This is a genomic window from Streptomyces sp. 840.1 (genome assembly GCF_003751445.1).
Taxonomy (GTDB): domain Bacteria; phylum Actinomycetota; class Actinomycetes; order Streptomycetales; family Streptomycetaceae; genus Streptomyces.
This window is the reverse complement of the sequence record NZ_RJUU01000001.1, coordinates 1,092,144-1,105,875: the sequence shown is the minus strand read 5'-3', so window position 1 is coordinate 1,105,875 and position 13,732 is coordinate 1,092,144. Positions and strand designations below refer to the sequence as shown.

Sequence of the window (13,732 nt, the reverse complement as noted above, 5' to 3'; positions counted from 1 at the left end):
GTCACACCGCAGCGCGCCCACACAATGTTGCGGGTTGTACAAGTCATGGACGTGATGCCCGCGAAGGACGTAGCGTGCTGAGTCGCGCAGGGTGGCGCGGCAGTGGTGACCAGCTGCGATTCGGGACAGCAGGGCGGGTTGAGGGAGTGCTGGGGGACGACGCGGGGCTTACCGCCGCGGTGCTCGCGGCGCAGGACGGGGACGAGGACGCCTTCCGTACTGTGTACCGCGCTGTGCAGCCGCGGTTGCTGGGCTACATAAGGACGCTGGTGGGGGAGCCGGACGCCGAGGACGTGGCGTCCGAGTCCTGGCTCCAGATAGCGCGCGACCTCGACCGGTTCAGCGGTGATGCGGACCGGTTCCGGGGGTGGGCGGCGCGCATAGCGCGTAACCGCGCCCTGGACCATCTGCGGATGCGCGGCAGGCGGCCCTCGTCCGGCGGCGACGAGACGGAGCTGTCCGAGAAGCCCGCCGAGTCCGACACGGCGGCCGAGGCGATCGAGTCCCTGGCCACCGGCCGCACCATGTCGCTCATCGCTCAGCTCCCGCAGGACCAGGCCGAGGCCGTGGTCCTGCGTGTGGTGGTCGGGCTGGACGCCAAGAGCGCGGCGCAGACCCTGGGCAAGCGGCCGGGTGCGGTACGCACCGCCGCCCACCGGGGGCTGAAGCGGCTCGCCGAACTGCTGCGGGCGGACAGCGCGGACCCGCCGGACGGCACCACGCGTCCGGGCGGCGGCGATCCGCCGCCCGTGGACCACACGGAGGGCGGCGCCCCGGCCGGCGGAGTCGGCGCCCCCAGGGGGCCGGGCGACGGGCCGGCCCCCGTGCAGGCGCCGCACGGCAGCGCGGCCGGCCGGACGGCCGAACTCGGCGCCGTACCCGCGCAACGCCCCTCCCGCACCGGCCTGGTGGCGCCCGCCGGTGTGACGCATTCGCGTCTTTGGACGCAGAAGGACATGTGATGGCCGACGAGCAGTACGAGTGGCTTGACAAGGAAGCGGCGGAGAGAATGCTCCGCCGTGAACCGGTCGATCCTGTCGACGGCCAGCAGGGACCGGACGCCGGGAGGCTCGCGGCCGCCCTGGACGCCGCTGCCCGGTCCGCCCGCCCGGCCACCGGGGAACTTCCCGGCGAGGCCGCCGCACTGGCCGCCTTCCGCGCCGCTCCGCGCTCCGCGGCCCGTAACCGCCCAGCGTCCGCGCGGGCCGGCCGGGCGACCGCCGCCGGGCCGGACGGGGGCGGCGTGCTCGCGCCCGTACACATCGGGCGCGCCGCCTCCGGCAAGGGGCCGGGCACCGGGACCTCCGGCGCCCGCCCGCCGAGCTGGAGCCGGCCCGTCCGCTTCGGCCTGGTCGCCTCCCTCGCGTGCTGTGCGATCGGCGGGGTGGCGGTGGCCGCCGGGACCGGGGTGCTGCCCGGTCCCTTCGGCCGGCACACCCCCTCGCCGGCGACGTCGGTGTCGGCCGCCGCCTCGCCCGAGGAGCTCGGCTCCGGTCTCACGCCCGACGACGGGACGCCCGAGCCGCCGGACGGTACGCCGAGCCCGCGCAGTTCGCCCCCCGAGGCACCGGACTCCGCCCGCCCCGGCGGGCGGAGCACCCGGGGCACCGGCCCCACCGGCGGCCCCGCCACCGAGGGCGGAACCGGCGCGGGACAGCCGGAGGACCCGGCCGGCGGCTCCCCGGACAGCACGCAGGACCCCGGAGCCGGCGACAGCGACGGCTCCGGGCAGCCCGGCACCTCGCCGGGCGGCACCTCGGGCGCCTGGTACGCCAAGACGCTCAAGGCCTGCCGCGACTACCGCGACGGCAAGCTCGACGACGACCGCAGAAGCCGCCTCGAAGCGCTGGCCAAGGGCGCCCGCAACCTGGACCGGTTCTGTGAGCGGATGCTCGACACGGCCGGCGACAACCGAGGCAGCGGCAGGGACAGCGACAACGGCAGCGGTGACGACAGCGGCAACGGTGACAGCGGCGGTGATCCGGGCAGCGACGGCGACTCGCCGTCCGGCGGCTCCGGCTCGCTCCCGTCGATCGGGTTCACCCCCGCGTCCCCGCAGCCCTCGGCGGCCTTCGCCGTACCGGACCCGGAAGCCGGCTCCGCCACGGAGCCCGGCACGGGCCCCGGAGCGGACCTCGGGGCCTCGGCGCCCGCCACCCCCGTCGCGGCCCGCTGACCCCGTCCACCACCGGGTGTGACGATTTTCGGCACGCCGGCGCAGTACAGAGTGAGCCGACTGGTCATCGGCAGCGTCCTGAGCCGGGGTTCCCCCCGTACCTTCGGCTCGGCGCAACGGCGCGGGCGGGACACGTTCCCCCGGTCCCGCCCGCGCCCCTCACATCCGCCGGCCGCCCGTCCGGCGCTCAGCCGTAGACGACGACCTTGTCGCCGTTGCGGACCTGGGCGTACAGCGAGGCGATCTTCCCCTCGTCCCGCACGTTGACGCAGCCGTGCGAGGCGCCGTTGTAGCCGCGGGCCGCGAAGTCCGACGAGTAGTGCACCGCCTGCCCGCCGCTGAAGAACATCGCGTACGGCATGGGCGAGTCGTAGAGCGTCGACACATGGTGCCGGGACTTCCAGTAGACGGCGAAGGTGCCCTCGCGGGTCGGCGTGTACTGCGAGCCGAACCGCACGTCCATCGACGAGAGCACCTTGCCGTCGATCATCCAGGACAGCGACCGGCTGTTCTTGCTGATGCAGATCACCCGGCCCTTCAGGCACCGCTTGTCCGGCTTCGCGACCGGACGAGTGGTCGGCGGGTTCAGCTCCGCCGCCGTCGGCTCGTGCGTCATGCCGAGCAGCTTCTGCCAGGTGAGCGAGTCCGCCTTCCCCGTACGGGACAGCCCCCGCTTGCCCTGGAACGACTGCACGGCGGCGACCGTGACGGTGCCGTAGTAGCCGGTGGGGCTGCGGTCGAAGTGGCCGATCTGGCGCAGCCGGGCCTGGAGCTCGCGCACCTGCTTGCCCTGCGCGCCGCTCGCCATCAGCACCTTGCCCTGCGGGTCGGGCGCGGTCGTGGCGGAGGGCGTGGGCTTCGGCGGTGTGCTCGCCGGTTTGCTGGGTGCCGTGCTCGCGGACGGCGTCGGCGTCCCCGGCCCGTCCGGGCCGGGCTTGGCGTCGTCGGTGGGGCTGCCGCTCGTCTGCGTGGGCACCGCGGCCGACGGGGTGCTGCCCGCGGCCTGCGGTTCGCACCCCGCGGTCACGGCGGTCAGCGCGAGGACGGCGACGGCGGCGCCGGTCGTCGCCGCGGCACGGCTGCGACGGTGCGCGCGGCCGCGCCCGGTCCTTCTGGTGCTTGTCATCTCGGCCCCCTGGGTCTGGCGGTATCTCATGAGACGGATTTCCGCCCTGCCCGGTTGCCGAACCCCGCACACGACGGCGAAAGCGTTATCGAGACTCATCGGTTACCGACGAGTGGCCGGAGCGGGATGCGGACACGGCCTACGCCCAGGCGGGCATCCCGGTCTGCGTCGTTCTTCGCGCCCGACGAGGCCGGCGTCGAGCTGGAGCTCTCCGTGGACCGCCTGTTCAACGGCGACGAGGGCTGACGGAGCGCGTCGTCCCAGGACCTGAACCCACCGCCCGGAGTGTCGTACCCGCGTGCGAGACTCCGTTTCATGCTGGGTGTCACCGACCTTCCGACCTATCTCGCCGGCCTCGTGCTGATCGTTCTGCTGCCGGGGCCGAATTCGCTGTACGTGCTCTCCGTCGCCGCCCGGCGCGGGGTGCGGACGGGCTATGTGGCCGCGGCCGGGGTGTGGACCGGGGACACCGTCCTGATGACGCTGTCCGCGCTGGGGGCCTCGTCGCTGCTGCAGACGACGCCGGTGCTCTTCGCCGTGGTGAAGTTCGCCGGAGCGGGCTATCTGACCTGGCTGGCCTTCGGGATGCTGCGGGCCGCGGTGTCCATGTGGCGCGAGCGGCACCGGCGGGTGGCCGAGCTGACGGGCGAGTCGGCGGACGGGGCCGAGGCGGCCGGCGCCATGGAGCGGCCGTACCGCCGGGCGCTGGTGGTCAGCCTGTTCAACCCGAAGGCGATCCTGTTCCTGATCTCGTTCTTCGTGCAGTTCGTCGATCCGGGGTACGCCTATCCGGCGCTCTCCTTCCTGCTGCTGGGCACCCTGCTCCAGGTCGCCAGCTTCCTGTACCTCTCCGCGCTGATCTTCGGCGGCACCCGGCTGTCCGCCGCGTTCCGCCGCCGCAAGCGGCTCTCGGCGGGCGCCACTTCGGCGGCGGGGGTGCTGTTCCTCGGCTTCGCCGCGAAGCTGTCGCTCAGCAGCGTCTGAGCGCTCAGCCCGCCGCGAGAGCGACACCCAGCGGTGCGAGGTACTCCGCGAGCCCGCCCGGTTCCTCGCCCGCCCAGCCGAGGTAGCCGTCCGGGCGGACCAGGAACAGCCCCTTGCCGTACGCCTCGTACGCGTCCATGCGGTGCACCCGGACGTCGGATCCCGCGAACCGCGGCAGCTCCGCGTCGGTGCCGACCGCCAGCAGCGTGAAGTGCGGGCCCCGGAAGACGTCGAACAGCCGCCGGTCGCCGGCGGGCCCGTCGGGGGCCCGGTCGCCGGCCCGCAGAGCGCCCGCGCTCCCCACCGACAGCGGTCCCTCGCGGTAGCCGATGCCCAGCTGCTGGGCGGCCGCGCCCCGCTCCTGCCGGCCGCGGTGGATACGGGTGGACAGGCCGAGCACCTCGGCGGCGACCGGGCGGCGCTCCGCCTCGTAACTGCCGAGCAGGGCCTCGGGCGCTCCGTGCCGCAGCACCCGGCCGAGTTTCCAGCCCAGGTTGTACGCGTCCTGGACGCTGGTGTTGAGCCCCTGGCCGCCTGCGGGGGAGTGGACGTGGGCGGCGTCCCCGGCCAGGAAGACCCGTCCCTCGCGGAACCGGTCGGCCAGGGCGGCGCGCGGGCGGAAGTCGGAGGCCCAGAGGACCTCGGTGATGTCCTGCGCGGCCAGGTGGGTGCGCTCCGCGACCAGCGCGCGCACCCCCTCTGCCGAGGTGTCCGGCTCGCCCTCCTTGAACCGGGCGGCCAGCTGGAAGTCCGCCGTGCCGGGCAGCGGGCAGAGCGTGATGAATCCCGCGTCGGTGTCCATCATGTGCCAGTTCAGCCGGTCGAGCGCGCCCTCGGCGACCCGCACGTCGGCCACCAGCATCGGCGCCGGGTCCACGGTCTCCCCGGCCATCGCGATGCCCAGGGCCCGTCGCACGGTGGAGCGTCCGCCGTCCGCCGCGACCAGGTACGAGGCCCGGACCGGACCGGTGGACAGCTGCGCGGTGACCCCGTCGGCGTCCTGGGCGAGTCCGGTCAGCGCGGTCGAGAACGCGACGTCGCCGCCCAGCTCGCGCAGCCTGGCCAGCAGGATCTCCTGGGTGCGCCACTGCGGCATCAACCACGGCTCCCCGTAAGGCTCGGCGTCCGTGGGGGCGGCGACCCGGAACATCCGGTGCTCGCCCATCCGCTCACCGTTCTGCCAGACCATCCCCACCGGGGCGGGACCGCCGTGCTCGCGGACCGCGTCACCGATCCCGAGGTCGTCGAAGACCTCCCGGGTGCGGGGCTGGATGCCCTTGCCGCGCGAGCCGGGGAAGAGCGCGGGCGCCTGCTCGGCCAGGAGGGCGGGCACGCCCCGGCGCGCCAGGTCACAGGCGAGGGCGAGGCCGCACGGACCCGCGCCCACGATGAGGACCCCAGTTTCCTTAACGTTGTTAAGTTCCATGGTCCGGAGTGTGTGCTTAACGCTGTTAAGTTGTCAAGGTGGGGCTGTTCACCTGGCGGGGTAACTTGGCGAGGTGGGTACGACGAAGATCGACCGGTCCCAAGTGGCCGGCACCGCGCTGCGGCTGCTGAACGAGGTGGGCCTGGAAGGGCTCAGCCTGCGCGCCATCGCCAGGGAGCTGGACGTCAAGGCGCCCGCTCTCTACTGGCATTTCAAGGACAAGCAGGCGCTGCTCGACGAGATGGCCACGGTGATGTACCGCAGGATGCTCGACGAGGATCTGCCGGGGCCGGCGCCGCAGGGCTGGCAGGAGCAGCTCGTCGCGTACAACAGCGGACTGCGGCGCTGCCTGCTGCGTTACCGCGACGGGGCCAAGGTCTACGGGGGCGCGAAGTTCACCGGCACCGACCACGCCGACGGGCTCGAAGGCCATCTGCGGACCATGACCGACGCGGGCTTCGAGCTGTGGCAGGCGGTCCGGGCGGGCACCACCGCGTACTCGTACACGATGGGCTTCGTCAGCGAGGAGCAGGGCGTGCGCCCGATGCCGGACCAGCGGCGCGAGGGGTACGACGTCGCCGAACGCGCGGAGCGGCTGGCCCGCTATCCGCTCGCCGCAGCGGCCGGCTCCGAGATCTTCGCCAACTACGACGAACGCTTCGAGGACGGCCTGCGGCTGATCATCGCGGGCATCGAGGCGCGCTACGGGGCGCGCTGAGGCCCCGGGCCACGGGCCCTTGACGGGCGTCGCGGACAGGTGCCGCAGCGCCCGCTCAGAGGTGGCCGTCCAGGAACTCTCGCATCTCGGCGGCGGTCATCGGCCCCGTGCCGTGTGCCACCGCCGCCCCGTCCTTCAGCAGGAGGCAGGACGGGGCTCCGGTGATCCTGTGTCGCTCGGTTGCCGCCGGACAGCGTGTGATGTCGGTGCGGACGACCGTCAGGCGGTCCGCGTAGTCTTCGGCGACGTCACCCACGACGAGGTCCATCACTCGGCAGGGCTCGACTGCTTTGGGCCACGTCCCGGTGAAGTACGCGAGGACCGGAACCCTGCTCATCCCGAGGATGAAATCGAACTCCGCGTCCTCACGGGGCCGGTGAACCCGCTTTGCCATGGAAGCTCCTGACCTTGCGTTCCGTCGTTCCCTCCCATCATCCCTCGCGCGGTGTGCCAGGCGTGACGGGACTATGCCGACTCAGAACACCAGGCGCCTGCGCCGCCGCGTCCGGGCCAGCGCCGCGGGCCCGAACGCCGTGGCCAGCAGCGCCGCAAGCGCGGCGGCCCCGGCGAGCGAGCCGGCCCGCAGCCCCGGCGGCCGGAACGAGCAGTCCACCGCCGTCCGGCCCCCGCCCACCGGCACCGCGACGAGCCCGAGGTAGGAGCCGGCCGGGCGCCCGTCGCAGCTCCAGCCCGCGATCCGGGGCGCGGCCAGCACGGCGAGCCCCTCGGTGTGCGGCGGGAGTTCGGCGTGCAGGCCGCTGCCGGAGACCGTGACGCGGGTCGCGCCCGTGCGCTTCAGCCCCGCCACCGCCGAGGCGAGGCGCCCCGGATCCAGGCAGCCGAGGGACTCGTGCGGAACGGTCCCGTCCCGCTCCGCGCGCAGCGTCACGGCGATCCGGCCCGAGCCGGGGCCCAGCGGCAGCATCCCGGCCCGGCGGGCGGGCAGATCGCCCCGCACATCGGCCGGTTCGCCGCCCGCGCCCAGCAGCGCGGTGCCGAACAGGTCGGGCGCCCACAGGAACACCTCGCTGCCGGCCGGACAGGTCGCGCTCAGGGTGTACGTGCCGGCCGGCGCCTCGTACGCGTAGGCGTTCCGGTCCGGGGCGGCCGCCCCGTCCGCGCTTCGCAGGACCGCCTTCGGCAGCGTGTACACGGGCGCGCCGAGCAGCTTCTCCTGGTTGCGGAACGGCGAACGCCCGAACGGGCCGGCGGAGGCGGCGGGACGCACCGTCACCAGCGGCGGCACGTCCCGCCGGGTCACGGTCACCGGACGGTCGTCGGGGCGGTTCCAGACCTGGTGCGGGTCGCGCGGCACGTGCACCCGGGCGCCGACCGAGAACACCGTGTCCGTCACCGGGTTGTCCAGGCTCTGCAGGGCCCGGCCGCGCGAGGTGAAGCCGCCCCCCAGCGCGAGGAAGGTGCGGGTCGTCACGTCGGGCGTGTGGCTGCTGTAGTACGCCCCGCCCTGACCGCCGACCGTCAGCGGGTCGTTGGCCGTGCTCTGCTCCAGGCCCGGATCGGTGCGGTAGCGCGGCCAGCCGTCGGCGTCCGCCACCGCATCGGCCTGGAGGCGCTGGCGCTCGCCCCAGGGCGCGTAGTCGTCGAGCTGCTTCAGCCGCTGCCGGTCGTCGTACGCCGTGGTCGCGGCGGCCTGCCCGGCCTGCGCCCCCACCAGCAGCAGCACCGCGAGCGCGAGGAACCTGCCGCTGCGCACCAGGGCGAGTCCGCAGAGCGCCGCCACCAGACCTGCGGCGAACAGCGGATACGTCCACCGGGTGAGCAGCGCGCTCGGCGCGGCCGCCGCCGCGATGAGCACCAGCACCCCGGCCCCGCCCAGCAGCGCCCGCCGGTCCGGCCAGGCGCGGGCGACCGACGTCCACGCGGCGATCACCACGATGCCGCTGAGCACGAACGTCTGCCGGAACGGGCTGCCGTTCGGCGTCGCGAAGGCGTGCCAGAGCAGATGGGTGGGCCCCCACTGCATGGAGAGCGCGACCGCCGCCACGAGCCCCGGCCACACCCACCGCTCGGCGCGCGGCAGCTCCCGGTGGAACGCCGTCACGCAGGCCAGCAGCAGGGCGCCCGTGCCGAGGAAGACCGCCGGGCTGAAGAAGCCGTACGTGGCGGGCAGCAGCCGGGCCGCGACATCCGGCCAGGCGGCCGGGGCGAACTCCCGCGTCCAGCCCGGGTAGGCGTGCTTGGTGCCGAGGAAGACCGGCAGCAGCACCGGCGCGGCCAGCCCGATGCCGATCAGCGCCGTCCGTACCGCGCGCACCAGCCCCCGCACCCGCTCCCGCGACGACTCCTCCTCCAGCAGCAGCCGCACCACGAGCACCAGCGCGGCCCCGAGCGTGGCCATGTACGCGGTGTAGAAGTTGGACACCCAGGCGAGCGTCACCAGGAGCGTCGCCGGCACCGGCCGCCGCGCGGTCCGCGCCCACTCACCGGCCAGGCACAGCAGCGGGAACGCGATCAGCCCGTCCAGCCACATCGGGTTGTACGCCGCCTCGGCGACCGACCAGCCGCACAGCGCGTACGAGGCGCCGAGCACGGTCGCCGCCCACTCCCGGCCGCGCCCCCGGCGCAACGCGGTGAGCAGCCACGTCATCGCCGCCGCCGCCACCCCCGTCTTCACCAGCGTGACCACGTAGACGGCCAGGTCGATGCGGTCCCTCGGGAACACCCCGACGAGCAGGGCGAACGGGCTGCTCAGATACGTACCGAGGTCCGGCAGGAAGCCGGCGCCGAAGCCCGACTGCCAGTTCAGCAGCAGCCCGCCGTCCGCCCTGCCGTGCAGCAGGTCCCAGAGGTGGGCGTGGAACGGTACGAACTGGTTGCCCAGGTCGTTCACGCTGCGGGTGCGCGGGCCGAACGGGTAGCTGCGGGCCACCGCGTCTCCCGCGCAGACGGTGACGACGGTGAGCACGGCGGCCAGGGCGGCGCCCGTGGCGCGCGGCGATCGGAGAATCGGCGGAGTCCTCATGGTGGGTCGAATATGTCATCGAACATCGTGAAATCCCTTGCCGGAAAAGGCGGTTCACCTGATGTCCCGCCGCCCTTCACGTGCCGGTCCCCGCCGGGTCACCGGGGCCGGTCGGCAGGGGCAGCCGTTCGCCGTGCCGACAGGGTGAGTTCACCCGGCGGCCGTCCAGCTTTCCTAACGTGCCACGGAACCCCGAACGGTTGACGAACATCCGTCCCCGTCCTACGCCCCTTCCCCCCACGGGCATCAGACGCTTTGGAGCGCCATGACGAAAGCCCGCACCCGTTGGCCACGGCAGCGTGACGCGGAGGCCCCGCTCCCGTCCGAGGGCCCCGCGCCCTCCCTCGCCGACGTCCGCCCGACGGAGCTGGAGACCTGCCTGCGCGCCTGCGCCGCCCACAGCGGGAAGCTGGTCGCCGGGCTCGACCGGCGGCGCACGGCGCTCGCGGAGGCCCTGCGCAACCTGCTGGCCACCCACGCCGCCATGGAGCAGACGCCCGCCCCGGCCGCCCCCGCACCCCTGCTGCGCCGCACCGGCAAGACCGCTCCCGCCTCCGCGCTGGTCATCGGCGACCGGCTGATGGACCCGCTGCTCGCCGTCGGCGGCAAGGCCCTGGACTGCGGTTACGAGGACGAGCTGAAGCTCGCGCTCCTCGTCGCGGACACCGTGCTCACCCAGCGCACCCGCTCCCGCGCTGCCTGGCGGCTGCGGGCCCGCGTCCTGGAGGCCGTGGGCGCGGAGGCCGACGCCGTGGAGGCGTACGGGCGCTACCTCGCCCTCACCGACGACGACGGATTCGGGATCGCGGCCAGGACGGCCGGGCTGCGGGCCGGGGCGGAGCACCAGGACGAGCTGCTGCGGATGCTGGAGCGGGACTGCCCGGAGGCCGCCGGCTTCGCCGGGGGACCGGTCACCGACACCTGGGCCGAGGGCCTGGCGCTGCACGCGCGCGGGGACTGGAACCGGGCCCGGTCCCGGCTGATCGGCGCACTGCTGGCCCAGGACCGCTCCGGCGCCCCGGTGCCGGAGATCCAGGAGGCCCTGGCCCACTACCTGGGCCTCGCCCTGGAGGCCGGCGGCGCGCCGGGCAGCGGTGCACGGCGCACCACCCCGGGCAAGGACGGCGCGGGGCACCTCACGGAGCTGATCGCGCTCTACGCGGGACAGCGCCGGAGCCGGATGCGCGGACCGGTCGCGGACCCCACCTTCGGCGGGGTCGAGTGGCTGACCCTCGGCGAGTTCCGCAACCACATCGCGGGCAAGTCGATCTGCCTGATCGCCAACTCCCAGCGGGTCGGGTCCGGTTCGCTGGGCGCCGAGATCGACGCGTACGACCTGGTCGTCCGCTTCAACTCCTACCGGATCGACCCGGCCGCCACCGGCAGCCGCACCGACATCCACGCCAGCATCCACAAGCACGGCTTCAACTGGGACCAGAAGGTCCACACCCGGCTGGTGTTCGGCGGGCTCGCCGGCGACTGGAAGCACTCCCTGCGCACCCGGCTGGTGCCGGGCGCCCAGCGGTACCTGGGCGACGAGTCGCTGCGCTGGCCGCTGCGCGACATCGGCAAGGTCGGCGCGGACGCCTGGCCGTCCATCCCCACCAGCGGATTCAACATGCTCTGGCTGCTGGACCACCTGGACGTCAGCCCGCGCCTGGACCTGATCGGCTTCGACTTCTACGAGAGCGGTGCCTACCGGCTGCCCGCCGCGATGAAGATGCCGATCACCTCCGTGCACGAGTACACGAGCGAGAAGGCGTGGGTCATGGAACGCGCCCAGAGCGTCACCGATACGAGGATCCGACTGCGATGACGACAACGCCCCACGCCGAAGCCCCCGCGCGGCCCGCACCCGTACAGCCCGCACCCGTACAGCCCGCACCCGTGCCGCCCGCGCCCGCCAACGCGCTCACCGGCAAGCGCCGGGTCGCCTTCGCGAGCTTCGTGGACGAGAACTACCTGCCCGGCTTCCTCACCCTGCTGCGCAGCCTCGCCCTGTCCAACCCGGCCCTGTGCGAGGACTTCATCGTCCTGCACGACGGGCTGCGCCCCGCCTCCGTCGCCCGCATCCGGGAGCTGCACCCGCGCGCCGACTTCCGCCGCGTGGACGCCGCGCACTACGACACGTACGCCAAGGGCGACCAGGACAACTACCTGGTCCGCAAGGCCTACTTCATCCTGGACGTCTTCCGGGTGCGCGACTACGACACCGTGATCACGCTGGACACCGACATGGTGGTCCTCGGCGCGCTGGACGAACTGCTGCGGCTGCGCGAGGGACTCGCCGCCGTTCCGCAGTTCTTCTACGGGCAGCACAAGCTGAACAGCGGGCTGCTGGTCATCCAGCGCGAGTACCTGAGCGACGCGTTCTGCGACCGGATCGACGAGACCGGCCGCTCCGGCGCGTACGAGCTGGACAAGCACGACCAGGGCATCCTGAACGCCGTGCTCGACGGCGACTTCGTCCAGCTCGACTCCCGCTACAACTTCGTCAAGCGGCGGCTCTCCGGCGACCTCCCGGTGCCCGAGACCACCGCGATCCTGCACTTCACCGGCCGGCACAAGCCCTGGCAGGGCGGCGAGGCCGGGTACGGGCAGGCCGAGGACCGCTGGCGCGAGTTCGAACTGTCCGACGCCGAGTTCCACGCCGCCTACCTGGCCCGGCCCGGCGCCAAGCACCACGACCTGCTGGTGCACTACGGCACCCGGCACGTGCGCCGCACCGCCGATCCCGACAGTGCCCGCCGGGTCGCCGTCGCGCACATCGGCGCCGGTGAGTACCAGGAGGCGGCCGACCTCCTCGGCTCCGTCCGGATCCCGGTCGACGAGGCGTGGCCGCACGAGGTGCTCGGCCACGCGCTGATGAGCGTCTCCCGCTACGAGGAGGCCCGCGCCCAGCTCCTGCTGGCCGCCGCCGCCCCCAACCGGGCCGCCACCGCCTTCTCGCGGCTCGCCCAGATCGCCTGGATCCACGGCGACGACACCAGCGCGGCGCGGTACGCGCTCGACGGCCTCGGCGTCGACCCCACCCACCGCGCCAACCGGCTGATGTACAAGCGCGCCACGGACACCGGGACGCCCGCCGAGGGACCGGCCGACGAACAGCTGGCCCACGTCGCGTTCTACATGGACCGGCAGGGCAACGCCGGGGACAAGCTCCTCCCGGAAAGCGTCCGCCTCGCCTTCGGCCACGACACCGGCCCGGCCCGCTGGCACTCCGTCCACGCCCACCGGCTGTTCGACGAGGCCGCGCTGGAGCGGATCAACTCCCGCCGGGGCCTGGTCATCGGCGGCGGCGGCCTCTTCATCCCGGACACCGCGCCGAATGGCAACAGCGGCTGGCAGTGGAACGTCCCCGACGAGATACTGGAGCGCATCGACGTCCCCGTCATGGTGTACGCGGTCGGCTTCAACGCCTTCGACGGCCAGGCGTACGGGCACGGCCGGGAGCGGTTCCTGTCCTCGCTGCGCAAGCTGGTGGAGCGCTCCGCGTTCTTCGGGCTCCGCAACCACGGCTCGATCGACAAGGTCCGCGAGCTGCTGCCCGCCGCTCTGCACGACAAGGTCCGCTTCCAGCCCTGCCCGACCACCGTCACCCGGCAGCTGGTCGACGGCTGGAGCGACCCCGAGCGGCGCGAGGACACCGTGCTGGTCAACGCCGCGTACGACCGCTCCGGCCTCCGCTTCGGCCACGACTACGGGCACTTCCTCGCCGAGATGGCCGAGGCGGTCAGGGGGCTCGGCGCGTACGCCGAGGTGAAGTGCGTCGCCCACTCGCTGGACGACGAGCGGATCGCGTTCGACCTGCGCCGCGAGCACGGCATCGCGCTGCCGGTGATCCCGATGTACGACTTCGGCAACGACGCGATCCGGGACACCTACGCCCGCACGAAGCTGGTCATCGGGATGCGCGGGCACGCGGGCATGATCCCGTTCGGCTGCGGCACCCCCGTCATCAGCCTGATCTCGCACCCGAAGATGGCGTACTTCCTGGCCGACATCGAGCGCCCCGAGTGGGGCATCTCCGTCCACGACCGGCACCTCGGGGCACGGCTGGTGGAGCGGGCGGCCGGGATGCTGGACGACCACACGGCGGCGGTGGCCGATGTGCACGGACGCCAGCAGGAGCTGTGGAAGGTCACCGAGGCGAACGCCGCGGACCTCCGGCTGATCCGGGCCGGCGTGCGCGTCTGAGACCGCCACGGACGGGGGCCTTCCGGCTGGATCAGCCCGGCGTGATCCAGCCGGAAGGCCCGAGGGGCGGGGCGCCGGTCGCGCCCCGCCCCTCGTCCGTCGTCACCGCGCCCGGCTCACCG

Annotated in this window: 10 protein-coding genes; 6 read left to right on the top strand and 4 right to left on the bottom strand. The window is 73.7% G+C overall.

Features of this window, described 5'->3' with window-relative positions; all coding sequences use genetic code 11:
* The first annotated feature begins 146 nt into the window (after window positions 1-146).
* Both EDD93_RS04915 and EDD93_RS04910 read left to right on the top strand, forming a co-directional pair.
* Window positions 147-962: an RNA polymerase sigma factor gene (locus tag EDD93_RS04915; RefSeq protein WP_123524004.1), complete on the top strand. Its 816-nt coding sequence runs from the start codon at window positions 147-149 to the stop codon at window positions 960-962.
* Window positions 962-2,176 (top strand): hypothetical protein, encoded by a 1,215-nt coding sequence (locus EDD93_RS04910; protein ID WP_123524003.1) that lies wholly within the window; start codon window positions 962-964, stop codon window positions 2,174-2,176. The genes EDD93_RS04915 and EDD93_RS04910 overlap by 1 nt, the downstream gene beginning before the upstream one ends.
* A gap of 187 nt (window positions 2,177-2,363) precedes the next feature.
* Here the strand turns inward: EDD93_RS04910 and EDD93_RS04905 are convergent, their stop codons facing one another.
* Window positions 2,364-3,302, bottom strand: a complete 939-nt coding sequence (locus tag EDD93_RS04905; RefSeq protein ID WP_123527592.1) for a peptidoglycan-binding protein — start codon at window positions 3,300-3,302, stop codon at window positions 2,364-2,366.
* A 315-nt stretch (window positions 3,303-3,617) separates the two neighbouring features.
* On the opposite strand from EDD93_RS04905, the gene leuE reads away from it, so the two are divergent.
* Complete coding sequence (gene leuE, locus EDD93_RS04900) at window positions 3,618-4,286, top strand: leucine efflux protein LeuE (protein WP_123524002.1); 669 nt, start codon at window positions 3,618-3,620, stop codon at window positions 4,284-4,286.
* A 4-nt stretch (window positions 4,287-4,290) separates the two neighbouring features.
* On the opposite strand, the gene EDD93_RS04895 is transcribed toward leuE, so the two are convergent.
* The gene (locus EDD93_RS04895) at window positions 4,291-5,712 is read right to left on the bottom strand and encodes an FAD-dependent monooxygenase (RefSeq protein WP_123524001.1); all 1,422 of its coding nucleotides are present in this window, start codon (window positions 5,710-5,712) and stop codon (window positions 4,291-4,293) included.
* Between the two features lie 73 nt (window positions 5,713-5,785).
* On the opposite strand from EDD93_RS04895, the gene EDD93_RS04890 reads away from it, so the two are divergent.
* Window positions 5,786-6,430, top strand: coding sequence for a TetR/AcrR family transcriptional regulator C-terminal domain-containing protein (locus EDD93_RS04890; protein WP_123524000.1), 645 nt, complete (start codon window positions 5,786-5,788; stop codon window positions 6,428-6,430).
* A 55-nt stretch (window positions 6,431-6,485) separates the two neighbouring features.
* On the opposite strand, the gene EDD93_RS04885 is transcribed toward EDD93_RS04890, so the two are convergent.
* On the bottom strand, window positions 6,486-6,824 hold the full coding sequence (locus EDD93_RS04885) for a co-chaperone YbbN (protein WP_123523999.1): 339 nt from the start codon (window positions 6,822-6,824) through the stop codon (window positions 6,486-6,488).
* An 81-nt stretch (window positions 6,825-6,905) separates the two neighbouring features.
* Window positions 6,906-9,413 (bottom strand): YfhO family protein, encoded by a 2,508-nt coding sequence (locus tag EDD93_RS04880; protein WP_123523998.1) that lies wholly within the window; start codon window positions 9,411-9,413, stop codon window positions 6,906-6,908.
* A gap of 265 nt (window positions 9,414-9,678) precedes the next feature.
* On the opposite strand from EDD93_RS04880, the gene EDD93_RS04875 reads away from it, so the two are divergent.
* Together EDD93_RS04875 and EDD93_RS04870 are read left to right on the top strand one after the other, a co-directional pair.
* On the top strand, window positions 9,679-11,229 hold the full coding sequence (locus EDD93_RS04875; protein ID WP_123523997.1) for a hypothetical protein: 1,551 nt from the start codon (window positions 9,679-9,681) through the stop codon (window positions 11,227-11,229).
* A complete protein-coding gene (locus EDD93_RS04870) occupies window positions 11,226-13,610 on the top strand; it encodes a glycosyltransferase (protein WP_185092211.1) in 2,385 nt (794 codons plus the stop codon). The genes EDD93_RS04875 and EDD93_RS04870 overlap by 4 nt, the downstream gene beginning before the upstream one ends.
* The last annotated feature ends 122 nt before the right edge of the window (window positions 13,611-13,732 follow it).